Annotated in this window: 16 protein-coding genes; 13 read left to right on the forward strand and 3 right to left on the reverse strand. The window is 33.6% G+C overall.

Features of this window, described 5'->3' with window-relative positions:
* Positions 1-587: 587 nt before the first annotated feature.
* From LC076_RS12860 to yugI, 3 genes are all read left to right on the forward strand, one after another.
* Positions 588-1,148, forward strand: a complete 561-nt coding sequence (locus tag LC076_RS12860) for an RNA polymerase sigma factor (protein ID WP_226669501.1) — start codon at positions 588-590, stop codon at positions 1,146-1,148.
* Positions 1,141-2,769 carry a hypothetical protein gene (locus LC076_RS12865; RefSeq protein ID WP_226669502.1) on the forward strand — a complete coding sequence of 543 codons (1,629 nt, stop codon included), beginning with the start codon at positions 1,141-1,143 and terminating at the stop codon, positions 2,767-2,769. Before LC076_RS12860 ends, LC076_RS12865 begins: the two co-directional genes overlap by 8 nt.
* A gap of 135 nt (positions 2,770-2,904) precedes the next feature.
* Entirely contained in the window at positions 2,905-3,303 is a 399-nt protein-coding gene (yugI, locus tag LC076_RS12870; RefSeq protein ID WP_226669503.1) for a S1 domain-containing post-transcriptional regulator GSP13, read from the forward strand.
* Positions 3,304-3,856: 553 nt separating this feature from the next.
* On the opposite strand, the gene LC076_RS12875 is transcribed toward yugI, so the two are convergent.
* Positions 3,857-4,087: a DUF378 domain-containing protein gene (locus LC076_RS12875; RefSeq protein WP_146948199.1), complete on the reverse strand. Its 231-nt coding sequence runs from the start codon at positions 4,085-4,087 to the stop codon at positions 3,857-3,859.
* A gap of 143 nt (positions 4,088-4,230) precedes the next feature.
* On the opposite strand from LC076_RS12875, the gene LC076_RS12880 reads away from it, so the two are divergent.
* From LC076_RS12880 to LC076_RS12890, 3 genes are all read left to right on the forward strand, one after another.
* Positions 4,231-5,394, forward strand: a complete 1,164-nt coding sequence (locus tag LC076_RS12880; RefSeq protein WP_226669504.1) for an iron-containing alcohol dehydrogenase — start codon at positions 4,231-4,233, stop codon at positions 5,392-5,394.
* 347 nt (positions 5,395-5,741) lie between these two features.
* Entirely contained in the window at positions 5,742-7,094 is a 1,353-nt protein-coding gene (locus LC076_RS12885) for a glucose-6-phosphate isomerase (protein WP_226669505.1), read from the forward strand.
* 131 nt (positions 7,095-7,225) lie between these two features.
* Positions 7,226-7,630: a YugN-like family protein gene (locus LC076_RS12890; RefSeq protein WP_226669506.1), complete on the forward strand. Its 405-nt coding sequence runs from the start codon at positions 7,226-7,228 to the stop codon at positions 7,628-7,630.
* On the opposite strand, the gene LC076_RS12895 is transcribed toward LC076_RS12890, so the two are convergent.
* Positions 7,627-8,622 (reverse strand): potassium channel family protein, encoded by a 996-nt coding sequence (locus LC076_RS12895; protein ID WP_226669507.1) that lies wholly within the window; start codon positions 8,620-8,622, stop codon positions 7,627-7,629. The genes LC076_RS12890 and LC076_RS12895 overlap by 4 nt on opposite strands.
* Positions 8,606-8,872 carry an atypical membrane-integrating protein (Mistic protein) gene (locus tag LC076_RS12900; RefSeq protein ID WP_226669508.1) on the reverse strand — a complete coding sequence of 89 codons (267 nt, stop codon included), beginning with the start codon at positions 8,870-8,872 and terminating at the stop codon, positions 8,606-8,608. The genes LC076_RS12895 and LC076_RS12900 overlap by 17 nt, the downstream gene beginning before the upstream one ends.
* Positions 8,873-9,042: 170 nt before the next feature.
* Here LC076_RS12900 and LC076_RS12905 point away from each other — a divergent pair, with 170 nt between their 5' ends.
* From LC076_RS12905 to LC076_RS12935, 7 genes are all read left to right on the forward strand, one after another.
* On the forward strand, positions 9,043-9,726 hold the full coding sequence (locus tag LC076_RS12905) for a zinc metallopeptidase (protein WP_226669509.1): 684 nt from the start codon (positions 9,043-9,045) through the stop codon (positions 9,724-9,726).
* Between the two features lie 255 nt (positions 9,727-9,981).
* A complete protein-coding gene (locus tag LC076_RS12910; protein ID WP_226669510.1) occupies positions 9,982-11,598 on the forward strand; it encodes a diguanylate cyclase in 1,617 nt (538 codons plus the stop codon).
* 2 nt (positions 11,599-11,600) lie between these two features.
* Entirely contained in the window at positions 11,601-12,650 is a 1,050-nt protein-coding gene (locus LC076_RS12915) for a HEAT repeat domain-containing protein (protein ID WP_226669511.1), read from the forward strand.
* Between the two features lie 10 nt (positions 12,651-12,660).
* Positions 12,661-14,049 (forward strand): glycosyltransferase family 2 protein, encoded by a 1,389-nt coding sequence (locus tag LC076_RS12920; RefSeq protein ID WP_226669590.1) that lies wholly within the window; start codon positions 12,661-12,663, stop codon positions 14,047-14,049.
* Entirely contained in the window at positions 14,042-17,296 is a 3,255-nt protein-coding gene (locus LC076_RS12925) for a hypothetical protein (protein ID WP_226669512.1), read from the forward strand. Before LC076_RS12920 ends, LC076_RS12925 begins: the two co-directional genes overlap by 8 nt.
* A 441-nt stretch (positions 17,297-17,737) precedes the next feature.
* Positions 17,738-18,103, forward strand: coding sequence for a response regulator transcription factor (locus tag LC076_RS12930; protein ID WP_226669513.1), 366 nt, complete (start codon positions 17,738-17,740; stop codon positions 18,101-18,103).
* Entirely contained in the window at positions 18,090-20,984 is a 2,895-nt protein-coding gene (locus tag LC076_RS12935; RefSeq protein WP_226669514.1) for an ATP-binding protein, read from the forward strand. The genes LC076_RS12930 and LC076_RS12935 overlap by 14 nt, the downstream gene beginning before the upstream one ends.
* Positions 20,985-21,328 lie beyond the last annotated feature (344 nt).

Raw genomic sequence — 21,328 nt, forward strand, 5'->3', positions numbered from 1 at the left:
CATCTACCGAACAAATCGAAATCCATGTTACTCAAAAAAAAAGCTGACCAATTAGTGGTCAGCAAATATAGAGAAACAAAAAGGGGGGGATACTAGAAAGCCTTATGCTTTTATCTTTCCCCTTTTTTGTGTTTATAAACATAACTTCAAAAAAAATCTTCACTTCGCCCCCTTCTTACAAACAGGAAACTTGTTTGATTTTAAGATACTTGCTTTCCAAGGAAGGATTGTGAAAATACGATCTTTCTAAATTCATTCTATACATACCCCTATCGTCATTTTGAGAGCTCATTCTCATGAGAGTTATGTAAGAGTTTCAACAGACAAGCTCCTTCCTTATGAATCTTTTAACTACATTTAATTTAGGCTATGTTAAGGCTTAATGCTAATTTTCGGCACTTTGTTGATTGGAGTGGAGGAAAAAAGGTGCATTTTTCCCGGGAAAGCGAATGCCTGTAAAGGAAATCAACAACAAAGTTTAACAGATCCGTAATTTGAATAGCACTTATTTTATTTAATATCACTAAGTGGTGAAACAAACCACAGTAATTGTCCGTTATATTAGATGAAAGAGGAGGGTAGCTAACATGAGTGAAGAAGACATAATAAAAAAAGCCAAGCAGGGAAATATAAATGCCTTTCAACAATTAGTAGAACTTCATTATCCAATTGTTGAAAAATTTGCTTATCAGCTAGGAAATAGACAGGAAGAAATTGAGGATATTACGCAAGAAGTGTTTATTCGTGTGTATCGATTTCTTGATCAATTTACGAAAGCAAAATTTTCAACATGGTTATATAAAATAACACTTAATGTCACAAGAGACTTTGCTAGAAAAAGACAATCAAACATTCGTAAGGTGTTTAAAATACAACAGGATTTTCGCAATGAAGATTATCCTGAAATAGAGTCAAAGATCATCAGAAATGAAGAAGATCGAGTATTACACATATCCATACAAAGATTGGATGAAAAATATCGCATACCAATTGTTCTGTACTATTTTCATGATAAAAAATATGAAGAAATCTCTGAAATTATGTCAATTAACATATCGACTGTAAAAACGAGAATAATGCGTGGTAAAACATTACTGAAAAAAATGATGGAAGAGGTTATCAAGAAGGAAGGTGATACACATGGATGAGAAATTATTTGAAGAACGAATGGATCGGTTAAAGAATTCATATGAAAAAATACAGCCTGTTTCTTCTGTTGAACATATTATAAATAATGTAAAACTGACTGAGGTACCAAAAAAACGGAGAAAATTACGTCCTCTAACATATGTAGCCTCTTTTATAGGTGTTCTCTTAATAGCTGGAATCTTAGGTACACAGTTAGTTTCTCAATCAACTAAGAACAGTGGTGAAAAGTCACCTACAATTGATAATCAAACCGTTACAGAAACGGACATAGAAGATTCGATAAATGAAATAAGAGGTTTTTATGAAAGAAATCTTGATGAATTAAAAGAGATGTTACAATTTGAAGATGTTGAACAATATAAATTCGTACAAGAAGCTAAGAACACAGTGGAGAACTTTGAGGAAAGAAGGGAATATTCCTCACAAGAAGAACTTCAAAATTATATGAAGAATGTAAAAAATATTATTTCCTTGAGAGTATCAATGCCAAATGAAGAATTAATCATTTTAAAAGAAAAAGCTGAAAATGAAAATAAAATAGATGAAACACAACTAATTAGCTATTTAATAAAAATGGAGCTGCTCAAGGAACATTTTAATGAAAAATGGGTTAATGTAAGGCAATTTCCGACTGAAGGTAACTTAGTAACATATGTGGATAAGCTAAATAAACAAGAAGTTGAGAATGGTTCTGATGAATATCTAAATTTAATTGATACTTTAAGATCAAATGGATATCGTTTTATTTTTGTTCCTGAAGGTGAAGGTCAAATTGATATAACAATTGATCCGCAAATCATTCTAGAAACATTCGAAGATATGCTTAGTGATCAACTTATTGCTTACCTACGTTATAAAAGGGATGTTATTGAACAAGGATCTGTGTTAGGTGTAACTCAAGAACAATTAACAACTCGTGTCATGAAATTGGAGGAGACGATCGTTGCATATCCACATTTCGAGAAAATTGCTGACTTGAAAATGGAGTATCAAAAACACCTCATTCATTTTATACAATATAGTGATGAAAAGAGTCTGAATGAATTTGTAAGGAATTATCCACATTCCTTATCTGCAAAACAAGTAGGTGAATTTTTAAATGCAGATGAAATTCAAGAGTTTGTTCCTGGTCAAGAAATGAGAGAAAGGATTAGTTCTAAAATATCACCAGAGTTAAAAACAATTCCAGGAAATTATGTGCAATTATTTCCATTGACTGATTCTTTACTGGCAGTTTATCAGGAGTATAAAAATACACGTAATGATGAAATTCTTCAAGGGCCTTTTTTAGGTACAAAAAGCTCAATAGAAGTCTCAATTGCACGGATGTATATGTATGCCTTAGAAAATAAAGATTATGAAACAGCCTTTTATTTAACTTACGATGGCGAGGATTCCAAAAGACCAGGTTTAGAACGATTTAAAAGCGAGATGGACCAATCCGCTGTAGATTATCAAGAGCTGTCAAATAAAGTAATCAAAGTCAATACAACATATAAGGAAAATGGCAGATTAGTACAGCACATATTTACGACAGAAGATGGAGAATCAATAATCTTCAATATGAAACGTAATAGTGAATTTGAAAAGCTTAGGATTGATTATCTTCCATTTCCATAAAGCAACGACTTTGATCGTTGCTTTTTTGGTTATACTACATGTGAAAAGATATTTTTGAAAAAAATGAAAAGTTGTGATATAATTTTATATTGCGTATAAATAGACATTTAATATAAGAAAATTAGGAGTGTTATTATGACAACAAATTACGAAATAGGCAGTGTTCATACAGGAAAAGTAACAGGAATTCAACCATACGGAGCGTTCGTTGCACTTGATGAAGAAACACAAGGATTAGTTCATATTTCAGAAATTACTCATGGTTTCGTTAAAGATGTTAACGAGCACCTAAATGTAAATGATGAAGTACAAGTAAAAGTACTTTCTATTGATGAAAAATCAGGGAAAATCAGCTTATCAATTCGTGCAACTCAAGAAGCACCTGTAGAAGAAAAGAAAGAAGCACCAAGAAAGCCTAAAAAGCGCCAAGCTACAGTAAAAGCTGAAACTGAAACTCCACAAGGTTTTAACACATTAAAAGATAAGTTAGAAGAGTGGATTGAGCAATCTAAGCGTGAAGAAGTAAAAAAATAATTAAATGTAGAAATAAAAAAAGGTGATCGCATAGTGCGTCACCTTTTTTTATTTCTACTCTTCGTGCTAAGCGGTAGCTTAAGCTTTTAAGCCAATACGTCCAGAAGGTTAAAGAACAACCTTCCAGCCGTCTTGTCTTATGCTTGTCGCCTATAAACGGGCAGCTTCCGCTTTTCTTATTGGCTAGCTGCAGCTGCCATAGGCTCGAGTCATAAGCCAATACGTCCAGAAGGTTAAAGAACAACCTTCCAGCCGTCTTGTCTTATGCTTGTCGCCTATAAACGGGCAGCTTCCGCTTTTCTTATTGGCTAGCTGCAGCTGCCATAGGCTCGAGTCATAAGCCAATACGTCCAGAAGGTTAAAGAACAACCTTCCAGCCGTCTTGTCTTATGCTTGTCGCCTATAAACGGGCAGCTTCCGCTTTTCTAATTGTCCAGCTCCAGCGCCTAACCCTCGAGTCATAAGTCTAATAGGAATTGAAGGTAAAGAGCACCTTCTATTCCTATTCGCCTTATGCTTTTCGGGTCTGAACAAGGCGCTTCCGCTTTTCTTATTACCTTGCTTCTGGGCGTGGTTCTCTTGCTACTTCTTCGGATGGTTTGAATAGTAAGCCAAGGTTGATTAGACCTGCTATTCCAACTAGGCCATAGATGATTCGGGATAGTGCTGATTCTTGGCCGCCGAAGATAGCTGCGACTAAGTCGAATTGGAAGAATCCGATTAGTCCCCAGTTAATCGCCCCTATTATTGTAAGTACAAGTGCTATACGTTGAATTGCGCTCAATTTTACAACCTCCTTAGTTAATAACTACATTTTTATGATGTGAAGAATATCAAAAACTATTCATTAAAAATTTTTAAAGAAAAGCACTTTTCTTTACAATTATTATTGAAATCTACATAATCTATAAATGGAGGCGATATTTAATGGAAAACTTTACATACTTTAATCCAACAAAATTAATTTTCGGAAAAGACCAAGTGGAACAATTGCAAAATGAGGTGCCTAAGTTTGGTGACAAAGTTCTGATTGTTTATGGTGGGGGCAGTATTAAAAGAAATGGTCTCTATGATCAAGTTTTGAACATTTTAAAAGATAAAAATCTTCAACTTTTTGAATTAGCTGGTGTTGAGCCAAATCCAAGATTATCAACTGTTCATCGTGGCGTTCAATTATGTAAAGAAGAGAAAATAGATTTTATATTGGCGGTTGGTGGCGGAAGTGTCATTGATTGCACAAAGGCTATTGCAGCTGGCGCTAAATATGAAGGTGATGCTTGGGACATTGTGACAAGAAAACATATTCCAACAGAAGCCTTACCTTTTGGGACAGTTTTAACTCTTGCTGCTACGGGTTCTGAAATGAACTCTGGATCTGTTATTACTAATTGGGAAACAAAAGAAAAATATGGTTGGGGTAGCCCACTGACATTTCCAAAATTCTCAATATTAGATCCTGTTAATACTTTTACAGTTCCTAAAGATCAGACTGTTTATGGTATGGTTGATATGATGACACATGTTTTCGAGCAATATTTTCATCATACAAAAAATACTCCATTGCAAGATCGCTTTTGTGAGTCCTTATTAAGAACGGTGATAGAAACTGCTCCACAGCTATTAGAAGACTTAGAAAATTATGAGTTACGTGAAACCATCTTATATTGTGGTACGATCGCTTTAAATGGCCAATTACAAATGGGTTATCGTGGTGATTGGGCGAGTCATAATATTGAGCATGCCGTTTCAGCTGTTTATGATATTCCTCACGCAGGTGGATTAGCTATCATCTTCCCAAATTGGATGAAGCATAATTTAAATGAGAATATCTCACGTTTTGTTCAATTGGCTGTAAACGTATTTCATGTTGATCCAACTGGAAAAGACGATAAAACAGTTGCTTTAGAAGGAATCGAAAAACTACGCGAATTTTGGAGTAGTATTGGAGCTCCAAGTCGATTAAAAGATTATAATATAAATGATGAAAATATAGATGTAATGGCAGACAAGGCTATGGTGAATGGTCCATTTGGAAACTTTAAAGCTCTTCAAAAAGAAGATGTTGTAGCAATCTTAACAGCGTCACTTTAAATAATAAGAAGCTGGGACATAATTAAGTGATTTACAAAAATTCGAACAAAGTAATACTTAGAGGTTGAATTGACGTAGACTCCTGCGGAAAAGTGGTGTGATTTTAGGAGCGTCATAACAACATTTTCAACCATTGTTCGTTTTCTATTTTGTTAAATTTCTTTTGTTCCAGCTTCTTCTTTTTTTTTATCACTCTTGAAAAGGGTCATAATATTATTTAATAATGCCTATTACAAATTAATATAGCGTTTAACGCGCTTACATTATGAACTTTGCTTGATTTAAAGGACTAGTTTAGATAAAGTGATAATAGCGATAAATTCAAGATGAAAATGGAGGGAATATTAATGACACATGTACGTTTTGATTATTCAAATGCATTATCATTTTTCAATGAGCATGAAATTACATACTTACGTGACTTTGTAAAAGTTGCACACCATTCAATTCATGAACAAACAGGTGCAGGAAGTGACTTCCTAGGTTGGGTAGATCTTCCGAAAGATTATGATAAGGAAGAATTCTCACGCATTCAAAAAAGTGCTGAGAAAATTAAATCTGATTCAGATGTTCTTCTTGTTGTAGGTATTGGTGGATCATATTTAGGGGCACGAGCTGCAATTGAAATGTTAAACCATTCTTTTTATAATTCCTTATCAAAAGAACAAAGACAAGCTCCACAGGTTATTTTTGTTGGAAACAACATTAGCTCTACATATATGAGAGATCTTCAAGATTTATTAGAAGGAAAAGATTTTTCGATCAATGTTATTTCTAAATCTGGTACGACAACAGAACCTGCATTAGCGTTCCGTATTTTCCGTAAAATTCTTGAAGGAAAATATGGGAAATCAGAAGCGAAACAACGTATATATGCTACAACAGATAAAGCACGTGGAGCACTAAAAACGTTAGCTACAGAAGAAGGCTATGAATCATTCATCATTCCTGATGATGTTGGCGGACGCTATTCTGTATTAACAGCAGTAGGATTGTTACCAATCGCTGTTACAGGTGTAGACATTCAAGCGATGATGAACGGTGCTGCAGCAGCTAGTGATGACTTCGGTAAATCTGAATTAGAAGAAAATCCTGCGTATCAATATGCTGCAGTTCGAAATGTTCTTTACAATAAAGGGAAAACAATTGAAATGCTTATCAACTACGAGCCAGGTCTTCAATACTTCTCTGAGTGGTGGAAGCAACTATTTGGCGAAAGTGAAGGGAAAGACCAAAAAGGTATCTATCCATCATCTGCAAACTTCTCAACAGATCTACATTCATTAGGTCAATATGTACAAGAAGGTCGTCGTGATCTTTTTGAAACAGTTATAAATGTTGAAAATTCTAGACATGAATTGATTGTTGAAGAAGAAGAGAATGATTTAGACGGATTAAATTACTTAACTGGAAAGTCAGTTGATTTTGTTAATAAAAAGGCATTTCAAGGAACAATGTTAGCACATACAGATGGCGGTGTGCCTAACTTAGTTGTAACAATTCCTGCTATGGATGCTTACACATTTGGTTATTTAGCTTACTTCTTCGAAAAAGCATGTGCAATGAGTGGATACTTATTAGGTGTAAATCCATTTGATCAACCAGGTGTAGAAGCGTACAAAGTAAACATGTTTGCTTTACTTGGTAAACCTGGATTTGAAGAGAAAAAAGCGGAGCTAGAAAAACGTTTAGAAAAATAATATTATAGGAAGTCAACATTAACAAAGTTGGCTCCCTTTCTGTTTGATTTAGTTAATAGCGGGTCAAAGAAGAATCCTTTTGAATGCATTTTCTCATGATAGGAAAAGCTATAAAAAAGGGGGTATTTTAAGTGATTGAAATTCCGTCAAAGATAGAAAATCAAAGCTTTCAGTTATATTTCTTAGAACAAAAACTTAAACCATTAGGGTATGATATTGGTGGAAATTGGGATTATGACCATGGATCATTTGATTATAAGATTGATTCTGAGGTGGGTTATCAATTTCTAAGAGTTCCTTTTGATGCTGTAGATGGACAGCTTGATTCACATAACACAACAGTCAAAATCGGTAGACCATTTCTATTATCCCATAAATATCAAATAGGACTTGATGATCATGTACACATTGGGAATTTTAGTGCTTCATTTGATCAATTCCAGGAGCCGCAGGATAAGGATGCCACCTTCCCAGAAGAATATATTGATCTAGGGAAGGCGCTTGTGAAGGAACTTGAAGCTGAATTAGTTGATTAATGAGTAAAAACAATAAATGCATCATTATTTTCAATAACGTAGGAGAGGGGCGGATTAACTTTCGTTTCCTCTCCTCTTTTTATCCCAATTAATATCGATTCATCTTCTAGTAGTTGATGACTAGCTTCTTTGAATGTTTTACCAATAAATGCGTTTGTTACTGGTAGAACTTGAAATAAATTTCCACTCGCAGGATTTAACTCTGAATAAAATTGCGATAATCCATTTTTTGCAAGATAGCTACTCATAATAAAATGGCTAGTTAATTTATAGGTTTTTATGATTTCATCTGCACCTGCTCTTGATGCATTATTAAACTGTTGCTCAGTTAGAAGCTCTATTACACAATATAATTTAGGATTTACTCCTTTTAAAGATAAAAGAATAAGAATTGAATGCATATCAGCATCATGTTCATTTTTATGTTGATCAGCGGTAATAATAGCTGCATCTGCTTTAAGGATATTAGCTTTATGAAGAGTTTGGTCATTTGCTGGGTTACCTCGAATAAAATGAACATTTTCAATTAATGGTGACTCAGTTAAAGAATCATCGATTAATACAATTTGCTTATAAGGTTTAACAATTCTAAGAGAATCAATCATTTCATTAGCTTTTTCATTCCATCCAATTAAGACAACATGATCCGTACCTTTAAATGTGACACGTCCTTCTAAATAGTTATGTTGTTTTTTAATAGCAGCTGCAGATATACTGGCGAAGTATGCAGTAACAAAGCTTGCTCCGGCTAATATCATAATCATCGCTACTCCTCTACCTATGTAGGTTTCAGGAACATAATCACCAAATCCAACAGTTGAAACTGTAACAAGAGCCCACCAAATACCATCAAAAGTTGTTGGAAATTCATTAGGTTCGACTAATGCAATAATCTCACCTGAAGTTAGTATGATTAAAAGAACAACAAGGGTAATTCGATAATGAATAGGCCAACGCAACCATTGGGTAATTATTTTATTTGTTTTTGCCACTGGAATCATCCTTCTTGGTTGGTAAAAATGATAATACTTCTTTTACGATCGTATTAATTTTAGATGTTACTTCTTCTTTTCCATAAACCTCGATTGCTTTTTCAATACTTTTTATTGTTTCTTCTGAAAACTCAATGATTGCTTTATCTTCTTCAGAATCATTATAAAATTCTATAAAAGAATCTAGACCCTCATTCATTTTGTCAATTGCTTCGCTTAGTAACTTTTTTTCATCGTCGTTTACCTTCAATGTACCACCACTCTCAAAGGGTAATAATTTATTCTTACTATAGTATGTACAGTTCTTGGTATTCCTTGCAGAAAACCACTAAATGGAGGTAGAAAAAAGTTTTCTTTGCTAGAAATTCTGATATTGACCAAACTATAACTAAGAGTAGAAATCAAAAGGAGTGTGATACAGTGTTTTTTCATCCGTTGGATTTTTTGATCTTTATTGCATTTGGATTATCAATTTGGGCTCAATTTAAAGTGAAAGGAAACTTTCAAAAATTCGCGAAAGTAAAAGCTTCCTCAGAAATGACAGGAGCTGAAATCGCTAGAAAATTACTAGACCGAAATGGATTGATGGATGTAACAGTCGAGAATGTCAGAGGAACGTTGACAGACCATTATGACCCAATTAAGAAAGCAGTTAGATTATCTGATTCTGTTTATCCAAGTCATTCAATTGCGGCTATTTCTGTAGCAGCTCATGAAGTAGGACACGCCATTCAGCATAGCGAAGCATACGGAGCACTTGTGTTAAGGCACAAAATGTTTCCTATTGTAAATTTCACTTCAGGAATTGCTCCGTTTTTATTAATAGGTGGTTTTTTGTTAGGTAGTTTAAATTTATTAGGATTAGGAATTATTTTTTTCTCTGCTGTAGTCGTATTTCAGCTTATAACACTTCCTGTGGAATTTAATGCAAGTAGTAGAGCTAGGTATTTAATGGTATCAGAAGGAATGATCATGAATGAAGAAGAAAATGGAGTGAAAAAAGTCCTGAATGCAGCTGCTTTAACTTATGTGGCAGCAGCATTATTATCACTGCTTCAGCTATTAAAATTTATAGCCATCTTTTCGCAAGGAAATCGAGAGTAAGTAAATGTAGCTGGGACAAAAGTATATTAACAAAATAAAACCGAACAATGGTTTTAGGTGCAGTTGCGACAATCTTGAAATATACTCCACTTTACCCGCCTTAAAGAATAGAGCCATTATTAATATAAACACATTGTAGAAGGAAAATATGTCGTAATTTGTCTTTAAATATGCTAATAATAGTGATAAAGAATTAGAATGTACGAATGGTAAAAAAAAGAGAAATATGAAATACGTTTATGGTAGGAGAGACCAATGAATAAATACTTACAAACATTAGTTAAAAATGTACGAAAGCAACTTGAATCTTGGTTAAATGAGCAGCAAGTTATTGAACATAAAGAGTTATTCCGCTTTTTACACTCTATTTCAGGTACAGCTTCTACTATTGGTTTTACAGTAGCAGGAGAAATGGCACAAAAATTGATGAATCAAATAAAAGAAAATGAAGAAAAAGTGTGGACGAAAGAAGAATTACAAGCATTTTTATTTCCCTTAATCTCAATTTTTTATTATGAAGAATTTTCAAATGTAGATGAAATAATAGAAAAACAAAAAAATATCGAAGATCAAAAGCTAATTTTAGTTATTGATGATGATACAGCTTTATTAATGTATATAAAAGATCAATTAGAAATGAACGGTTGGGTTGTTATTGCAGTGGCAGACTCAGAAAGAGCTATTAATTCCTATTATGATCTAAATCCAGATTGTGTCATTATAGATCTTCATATGAAAGATAAAAATGGCTTGGAAGTTTTATTGCATTTAAAAGACCAAATGAACCAACAATTTATTCCAACAATTATGATTAGTGTTGATAAATCAAAGGCCATGAGAGTAAGAAGCTATCAGTTAGGGGCAGATGATTATATAGAAAAACCACTAGAAATGGATGAATTTATTGTTCGTATTAATCGACAGCTAGAAAGAAAGCAAGCGATAGATGATTTAATGTTAATAGATGAATTAACAAGGGTATATAACAGAAAATATTTGTCCCAAACTTATGAACGATTGATTAGCCATTTAAAAAGGCAATATGAAACATTTAGTATGGCTATGTTAGATTTAGATCATTTTAAACAGATAAATGATTCTTATGGACATGTTGTAGGTGATAAGGTTTTAGCGACGTTCGCTGAAATCATAAGAAATGGCTTACGACTTAATGATATTATCATCCGCTATGGTGGCGAAGAATTTATCGTCTTGCTTCCTGATACAAAAGCAAAAGAAGCACAGATTGTGTTGGATAGAGTTTTGAAAGAATTTTCTAATCACTCTTTTACATCAAATCAGGGTGAAGAATTTACTTGTACATTTTCCGGAGGAATTCATGAAATTCAGCTAGATCAGCAAGATATGAAGAAAAATATTGAAATGGCCGATAGTGCTTTATATGAAGCGAAAGTTGCTGGTAGAGCACAGTTAAAGCTGGTGCCTGTTAATAATGTACACTATCATAAAAAGCCTATACACATCGGCATTATAGATGATGATCCGATTATCCGTACAATGTTAGAAGATTTAATCAATAAAAGTAAATATACCGAGGGATTCACTTTGGACATACAGTGTTTCAAAGATGGAATGGAGTTTTTCGAATCAAACTGGCATGAACAAAAAAATGAGCCTTATTTAATCATATTAGATGGTATGATGCCAAGAATGGACGGATTAGAGGTATTACAAAAGCTTAGAGAATCTCGTTATCAGGAGCGTATAACAGTCATGATGCTCACTTCCCGAAAAAGTGAACAAGATATTTCAAGAGCATTGCAACTTGGAGCTGATGACTATATTACAAAGCCTTTCAAATTAATGGAACTTGAAACAAGGCTAGGCCATTTAATAAAAAGGATGAAGTGAAAATGATTGAAGTGGGCATTGTATTTTTATTTCTTTTACTATTAGTGTTATTTTTCATTTTACTAAGTTTGTTTATTTATTTAATGATTGAGAAATATATAAATAATCAGTCTAGGAAAAAAATTAATGAGTTGAAGGAAACATATCGACTAGATATGTTTCATTTTTTACAAACTGGAAAAGACGATGAACTTAGTCCGGTAGGAAGCTCCGAGAAGTTTATTGCTTTCTTAGAGCTTCTTAGTGAATATGCAAATGTGTTAGATAGTATGGATGTAAAACAAAAAATAAGTGAATATGCTAAAAAATATTTCACAAATCATATAAAAAAGGAACTGAAAAAAAGGCGTTGGAGCTTAAGAATGAATGCTTTATATATGATAGAGGATTTCCATATGGATCACCTTAATAGTTCCTTACATGAATTGTATAACAAGAAAAATCTTACTATTGCTGAAAAAGCTCAAATTTTAAGGATGTTTGCAAAATTTAATGACAATAGATTGACTAGTTATCTGCAAAAATCGGATCCGGGATTATCAGATTTTTCTATTTTAACCATTTTATCCATTATGAATGAAGATAACTTTGAGATACTTGTTGAAGATTTTGTCAATCTAGATAAAAGAACTCAATTTATGATTATTGATACGATTGGAAAAGAACAATTGATACAATATCATCCTTTATTGGCTAAACTTCTTGAAAGTAATGAGGAAGAAATGAGAATTAGAGCGCTAAAAGCATATTCAAATATGGGGGCTCCTATCGATAAAACTCAATTAGCAGAATTTTTCTCTTTTGAAAGCTGGCAAGTTAGGATGATGGCAGCAAAAGTTGCAGGTACGCAGAAATTAACAAACTATAAAGGTAAATTAATAGAGTTACTATCTGATCAAGAATATGTTGTGCGTGCTGAAGCGGCAAAAGCTATTATTCAATTCAAGGATGGATTTGATATTCTCAAACAAGTGATTGACGAAACAGAAGATGACTTTGCTAGAGATATGGCTTTAGAATGGCATGAAAAGAAAAGAGTTGATTATTATTAACTGGGCTGGAATGATCGTTTTTGTTAACTGGTTTGTTTTCATTTACATGTTTATCATCATCATTGTTTATGGATTTATGTTATTCATATCTTTATTACAAATTAGAAGAAGATATGAGCTAGATAATTTTGAACCTTATGAAGAGCTTTTGCAATCAGAATACACGAAGCCAGTATCCATCTTAGTTCCAGCATACAATGAATCTGTTGGAATTTACGGAACAATTCGTTCACTAATAAGCATCGAATACCCAGAATATGAAATTATCATTATTAACGATGGATCAACAGATGATACTCTTGAAAAGCTAATATCAAAATTCAACTTAGTAAAAGTAAACCGTGTGATACGTAAACAGCTAGAAACAAAAGAAATTAAAGCTGTTTATAAATCAGAAATCTATCCTAATTTAATCGTGTTAGATAAAGAAAATGGTGGAAAAGCCGATGCGCTTAATGCGGGAATTAATTTGTCAAGATATCCTTATTTTTGTTCACTAGATGGTGATTCAATTATTGAACGAAATGCTTTTTTAAAAGTTTTAAAACCAATTATTGAGTCAGATGATGAGGTCATTGCCTCTGGGGGTAGTGTTAGAATTGCAAATGGCTGTGATATTCAAAATGGTGATTTAATAAGTGTAGGTTTATCGAATAAACCTATTGTCGTTATGCAAGTAATCGAATACTTACGTGCATTTTTAACCGGGAGAATTGGATTAAGTAAAAATAATTTGCTCCTTATTGTATCGGGGGCATTTGGTGTTTTTTCTAAGAAATGGGTAGTTGAAGCTGGAGGTTATGCCCATACTGTCGGAGAAGATATGGAACTTGTTGTTAGACTTCACAGACTGAATAAAGAAAAAAAGCAAAATAAAAAAATTGTCTATGTACCTGATCCTGTTTGTTGGACAGAAGCTCCAGAGTCTTTAAAGTTCCTTCGCAGACAGAGAAAAAGATGGCATAAAGGACTATTTGATAGTCTCTGGAAGCACAAAAAATTAATGTTTAATCCTAAGTATGGTTCAATAGGATTGTTTTCAATGCCATATTTCTTTTTTATTGAATTTCTCGGACCACTTATAGAGTTAATTGGTTATATTTCTTTAGTTATTTCTATTTTCGCAGGAAAGATTTATTTTGAATATGCTATTATATTCCTCCTTCTTTCTTTAATTTATGGATCAATCTACTCCATGGCAGCAGTGTTACTTGAAGAATGGAGTATGGAAAGATATCCAAAGGTCAAACATTTTACCATTTTGTTTTTGGTTTCATTAACAGAAACCTTCTGGTATCGTCCATTAACTGTTATATGGAGAGTAGAAGGGATTATTGAAATGATATTTGGTAAAAAAGGCTGGGGAGAAATGGTTAGGAAAGGTGTGTCAAATGACTAAGAAAAAGATTCTATTGGCAGTTAGTATTCTCGGACTTCTTATTTTATTTACTTCTCCATTATGGACATGGCAAATAAAAAAGACTGAAAATATGAATGTTTTGATTATTGATAAAACAGTACCTGATCAATCATACCGTGAACATAATGGGTTAATTTGGTTATTAAATCATTTGAAAATTAAGAAAGATAATAATCAAAAATATAATGTGAAAGAAGATTATGTAGGCTTCGTCCCAACTGATCAGCCACCTAAATTTAACGTTAGAGAATTCCCGGATGATTTATCGAAATACGATGTCCTTTATGTCGCAGACGGGTATGGTGTGTATAAGGATGAATATTTAGATGGAGGCGAAGAAGGTGATCGTTCTGAGCTTTTATACGGTGGTATTAAGCAAGAAGAAGTAAATGCGATAAATGCATCTTTAATTGAAAATAATCAAACATTAATAGCAGAATTTAATACATTTGGTTCTCCTACAGAACCTAGGGTTAGAGAGAATTTCTATCATTTATTGAATTTAGACTGGACAGGCTGGATGGGTCGTATTTTTAATGATCTTAGCAATAAGGAAGTACCAGTTTGGGTAAAAGATAATTATGAGAAGCAATATGGAGAGAAATATAGCTTTACAGGAACAGGGTTAATTTTTGTCAGTGAAGAGGATGAGGTGATTGTTTTTACTGACAAAGAGTTAAAGAGTGAGTTTGTGACATTTAATTTTACTGAAAATGGTCAAAAACAATTTAATATGAACGAGCAAATACAGTATAATTACTGGTTTGATATTGTAGAAGCAAGAAATGAAGAAGAAGTGCAAGCGACTTTTGAGCTTTCTTTATCTGACAAAGCGAAAGCAGAGTTAACTAAATATGATATACCGCTAAAGTTTCCTGCAGTTATTCATCATCAAGATCGATTATATGATACGTATTACTTTGCAGGTGATTTCGTTGATCATGATAAAATTCCTAGTATTTATCAAATTTCAGGCTTAACATGGTGGCAAAAAATGTTTTCTTTTGAACAAAAGGGTAGAACGGATACGTTTTTTTGGAAAGCATATGTACCAATGATGAAAAAAATATTAGCTGAAACACAAGATAACACTTCTGAGTCTGAGCTAGCACATGTGGAACCTGAGGTATTGGTTAAAGATGGAATGAAATTAATAGGATCAACAAATGACAAGTATCTACAGGTATATAAAGACGGTGCTTGGGAGGACATCCTCATTAAAGGTGTAAATATGGGGATTGCTAAACCAGGAACATTTCCTGGTGAAACAGGTATTACAAAGGAAGAGTATGCACGATGGTTTGATCAAATTAGTGCAATGAATGCAAATGGTTTAAGGGTTTATACGATTCATCCTCCTGCTTTTTATCAAGCATTGTATGAACATAACTTAAATAGGGAGGATCCACTCTATTTATTTCACGGTGTGTGGGTAAATGAAGAAACATTTCTTGAAAAGAAAAATGCATTTGACCCCGCTGTGATAACTGACTTTAAAGAAGAAATACAGAGAACAATTGATATTATCCATGGAAATGCAACAATCGAACCCAGATTGGGTCATGCTAGTGGCAAATATGAACATGACTTATCTCCATATTTATTAGGGTGGGTGATAGGAGTAGAGTGGGATCCTGAAGGAGTAGTCGGTACAAACGAAAGTAATCCAACCATTTCAAGTTATGATGGTAAATATATTACAACTTCAGGCGCTTCACCATTTGAAGCATGGCTTGCAGAAATGATGGATTTCACTGCGACTTATGAAGCAGAGACTTATGACTGGCAACATCCTATGAGTTTTACTAACTGGGTAACCACTGACTTACTGGAGCATCCTGCAGAACCAAGTGAAAAAGAGGATATGGTATCAGTTGATCCAAATCTGATTAAAGCAACTTCCTCCTTTTATCCAGGATTATTTGCGTCGTATCATATTTATCCATACTACCCAGACTTCTTAAATTATGAAGAAGAATATGTTCAATATGTAGATCACCGTGGAGAAAAAAATAATTATGCTGGTTATCTTCATGATATGAAAGAAAATCATGATATACCATTGCTGGTAGCTGAATTTGGAATTCCAGCATCCAGAGGAATGACACATGAGAATGTATATGGTCTTGATCAGGGAAATCACTCGGAAAAGGAACAAGGAGAGTATATAGTGAGATTGTTTGAAGATATTGTTGAAGAAGATATGGCTGGTGGAATGATATTCACATGGCAAGATGAGTGGTTTAAACGAACATGGAATACGATGGATTATGATAATCCTGATCAAAGACCTTTTTGGGATAATATACAAACAAATGAGCAGCATTTTGGTTTACTTAGTTTTGATCCTGATAAAAAGGATACTCAGCTACAAATAGATGGAGATCATTCCGATTGGATGGCTAGAAATGCTGAACCGATTTATAAAGCAGAAAATAATCCTATAGAAAATGTTTATCTATCAAGTGATAGTAGAGGTTTATTTGTGCGGATTGATTATAATGAGAAGCTTTGGAATACTGAAGATTACAACACATACCTTCTACTCGACACAATAGGCAATCAAGGACAAACGAGCATTCCGGAAGTTGAAGGAATAGAAGAACAAGGAATTGACTTTCTTGTAGAGTTAAAGGGTGAAAATAATTCGAGAGTATTAATTGATAGCTACTATGATACGTATTATTATCACTATGGTCACATACTGGAAATGATCGATAAAAAAACATATGCAAATCAGAAAAATAACGGAAATTATCATCAAATTCACTTAACTTTAAACAAAGAACTGACGATAAATAAAGAAGAAGGTCAAGTTACGATTCCATTCTCTGATTATGAAACAGGTGAATTACAATATGGAATTGGAAACCCAGAAAAAGAAAATTCTAATACCCTTTCTGACTACTATATTAAGGACGGAACATTAGAAATCCGATTACCTTGGTTATTATTAAATGTTAAAGATCCTAGTCAGAAAGAAATTATGGGTGATATTTGGTCAGAAGAAGGTCTGGATAGTAAGCAACTCATTGATTTATTAAAATTGAAAGTAGTTTTAACGAACAAGAAACAAGAAGTACTACAAACAGCACCCGAACAAACAGGTAACTGGTTAAATTATAAATGGGAAAATTGGGATATACCAGTTACTCATGAGCGATTAAAAAAATCCTACTATGAATTGCAGGAAGCCTACGAAGGTGCCACAGTAAAAAAAGATTAACCAAAACGATACGCTCAGACTAAATGTTTTATATTGAGGTCTGAGCGTTTTTTAACAAGGCTGTTTTCACAAACTTTGTTGCTTTTAACAACTCCAAGTAAACAGCACTTTATCAAGCATGATGGCATCTTTACTTATTAAAATGGCTCTGTTAAACTTTGTTGTTGATTTCCGTTACAGGCATTCGCTTTCCGCGGGCGGTCAGGGAGCCTCCTCGGCGCAAGCGCCTGTGGGGTCTCCCATTGACACGCTTTTCCCGCAGGAGTCTCATGCCTTTCACTCCAATCAACAAAGTGCTAAAAATCAACATTAAGCTTTAACATAGCCATTAAAATAGTAATTATTATGCTATAAGAACAATGGGCAGACAGCAATATAAGGGCAATTAGCAACAATCATTCAGAAAAGAGCCTTTAACAATTAAGGGAGAGGAGTTTAGTAATGGCTAAAATATTACTTGCAGAAGATGAAGAAGTTCTGCGTATGCTTGTTGTTGATACATTAGAAGATGAGGGATATTCAATAGATGAAGCATCTGATGGAGAAGAGGCATATAGCCTAATTAAACAGAACCAATATGATTTAATTTTATTAGACTATATGATGCCGGTATACACAGGACTTGAACTGATTGAAATGATTCGCAAAGATCAAAATTCAACAAAAATTATGATGTTAAGTGCGAAAAGTCAAACAGCAGATCAACAAAAAGTGTTGGATGCCGGAGCGAATTATTTTATGTCAAAACCATTTAGTCCGATTCAGCTAGTAGAAAGAATAGAGGAGATTTTAGGTGAATCTGAATAAATATCTAAAAACTAGTTTAGCAAAGCAATTTAGTTTATTAACAGCTACGATTATTATTGCATTTAGTTGTTTAATTATTTCTTTATTAATACATCAAAACAAATTAACTCTTGATTTTCATGAGCAAAATGAGCAATTAGAAACGAAACTTGATTTATCTTCAGACTTAGATTATGCCTTTAATTTAGCTATTTCAGAAATGAGAGCACATTTTGCGTATGAAGCCGATTCTTACTATGAAAATGTCAAAAAACAAGAAGAAAAAATTGAAGATAAAATGGTGCTTTTACAAAAATACTCAGATAATGAGGAGGATATTTTATTTTTACAAGAAGTTCAAAGGTTTTATAGCTACTATTTTGAAGATGTTATGCCTCGATCTAAGCAACTTTTTGATGATGGCAAAAAGGCTGAAGTAATAGCTATTGCAACCGAAAATGCTTCTGACAGAATTAGAGCGTATCAATCAAGTTTAAAACAATACACAGACAGTCTTCAACAAGCAATAGAAGATAACTACCAACAGCTTGAAAGAAATATCCTTTATAGCCAAATAGCTTTTGCAGCAGCACTATTTCTCTTAATCATTGCAATGGTTATTTACACTAGAATGATGTTAGTTAGAATTGGGAAACCATTAAAAAATCTTACACTTGCTGCGGGACAAATTGCTGAGGGAGAAACAGTCATTTTTTCTGAAACAACAAATCGTCAAGATGAATTAGGTCTCTTATCTATTGCTTTTGAGAAAATGTCAAAAAGTATACAAGATAAAGAACAGGATTTAAGTGCACAAAATGAGGAATTACTTGCTCAGCAAGATGAACTTCAAGCACAGCAATCAGAGCTTGAAGAAGCACTAGAGCTAACACAAAAGCGTGAATTGGATCTGAAGCTTCGAAATGATTTGGTTAAGGGTATCTCCAATTCCTTAAATAAGAAAGAAGTGCTTTCAAGTATTGTTGAGACAATGTGCCAAGTCATGAAAGCTGATAAAGGAATCATTGTTACTCTTGATAAAGGACATGATCATGCAAGCTTTGGTTTATCAAAGCAGGGAGAAGAACAGTTTATTAGGCAGCTTGAATCTGGATTAATTACTAGGTTGGTTCAAACGAGAAAACCGTACACAATAAAAAGAGATTGTTATGTAGAAGAAATGGCCTATCACACTTCTAGCTCTTATTGCTATGATATGTACATGCCTATTCCTTCATCATCAGGTAATGTCGAAGCAATTATGATGTATTCGCGATTTTCTGATCAGTTTGATGAAAGAGAAATAGTCGAATATGAAGCATTAAGTAAACAAATAGCGATCTCATTGGATAAGATAAAGATTTATGAACAGTCAGAACAAGAACGTTTATTAGTTCAAGATATTTTAGATAATATTAAAGAGGGAATACAGCTTGTAGATACGACAGGAACTGTGATCCAAATGAATGAAAAGCTATCTGATATGTTTCAAATTCAAAGTGATTCAGACTCATTTATTCAAAGCACGTACGAAAAATGGGTGAAAATATTATCAATGTCAGTTGAAAATAAACATGAACTCAAGAAGTTTCTTGACAAGGTCATAATTGAAGGTAAATTTGCGGAATCATCTTTTATTTATCATCAACAAAGTCCTGTGAAACGAGTAGTCCAAATTTATTGTGAGCCTTTAACAAGAAAAGGAGAAACGTTCGGTACTGTTATCGTACACAGAGATATCACAAAAGAATACGAAGTGGATTTAATGAAATCAGAGTTTGTGAGTACTGTTAGTCATGAATTAAGAACACCACTTGCAAGTGTGCTTGGTTTTACAGAACTAATGCTTAATAAAGAATTAAAACCAGAAAGACAGAAGAAATATTTAACAACTATTTATCAAGAAGCTAAGAGACTAACAGCTCTTATTAACGATTTCTTAGATGTACAACGAATGGAAGCTGGCAAGCAAACCTATGATAAAAAATATGATGATATCTTGCCTCTTCTAACATCTATCGTTGAAACGAATCAAATAAATAGTCCAAATCACACCATACATGTTACAACAGAAACAAACAATACTATGGTATTAGGTGATAAGGATAAAATAAGCCAAGTTTTTAATAACTTACTAAATAACGCTATTAAATATTCACCTGATGGTGGAAATGTATATGTAGATGTATACGAAGATGGTCCCAACTTGAAAATAGCAGTTAAGGATGAAGGACTTGGAATTCCTGCAGAAGCTATAGAAAAGTTGTTTACTAAGTTTTATCGAGTCGATAACACAGATCGACGAAGAATTGGTGGAACTGGATTAGGCTTGGCTATTGTAAAAGAAATTATGAAAGCACATGATGGAGAGATCTCTGTGCAATCAGAACTTAAGGAAGGTAGCACATTTACTGTAAGTTTTCCACTTGTTATTGGTATACAGAATCCTTTCCAAGACTCTAGCCAAGTTAATGATAATAATAAAGTAAATGTAATTATTGTTGAGGATGATAGTAGTCTCGCACAATTGTTACAAGCAGAGCTAGAAGAAAGTCATTTTCATGTAAAAGTATATAATGATGGAGATACAGCATTAAAAGCAATAAAAACGGAACAACCCGATGCAATCGTTCTTGATATCATGCTTGAGGAAAAAGGAATCAATGGCTGGGATATAATCAAGGAATTAAAGGAAATTGATCAATTACAATCAATCCCAATTTTTATTTCTTCAGCTTTAGATGAAAAAGAAAAAGGTCTTGCATTAGGTGCTAATGAGTATTTAGTTAAACCATATCAACCTAGCAAGTTATCGAAGCTTATTCTTCAGACCTTGCTAAAAAAAGATTGGAGCGGTCAAATCCTTGTTCCAAGTGAAAGTAATGATGAAAACTCTTATTAAAGAATGAAAGTTAGTGAAAAAAGAGGTTGGGACGTACTTAAATAAGTCATTCAAAAGACGAACTAACCTAAATTCAGTTAAGTTGAAAGAAACAAGTTTGTTCCATTGCGCTGCAGACATAAGATTCGCCGGGGAGGAAGCTAAGCCTCCTCGGCGCAAGCACCTGTGGGGTCTCAGCCTTTCCTCTGCACCCGCAGGAGTCAAATGTCTTCCGCTCCATTCCACTAGTTCTTAAAAATAGTGTGCAAAATCAAAAAAACTATTGAAGACTGTAAACCCGAACTATTAGGCGAATGTTTAATTGACATATCACCTAATGATTCGGGTTTTTCCTTAGCTTAAAT

The sequence above is a fragment of the Metabacillus litoralis genome, assembly GCF_020524045.1.
Taxonomy (GTDB): domain Bacteria; phylum Bacillota; class Bacilli; order Bacillales; family Bacillaceae; genus Metabacillus; species Metabacillus litoralis_C.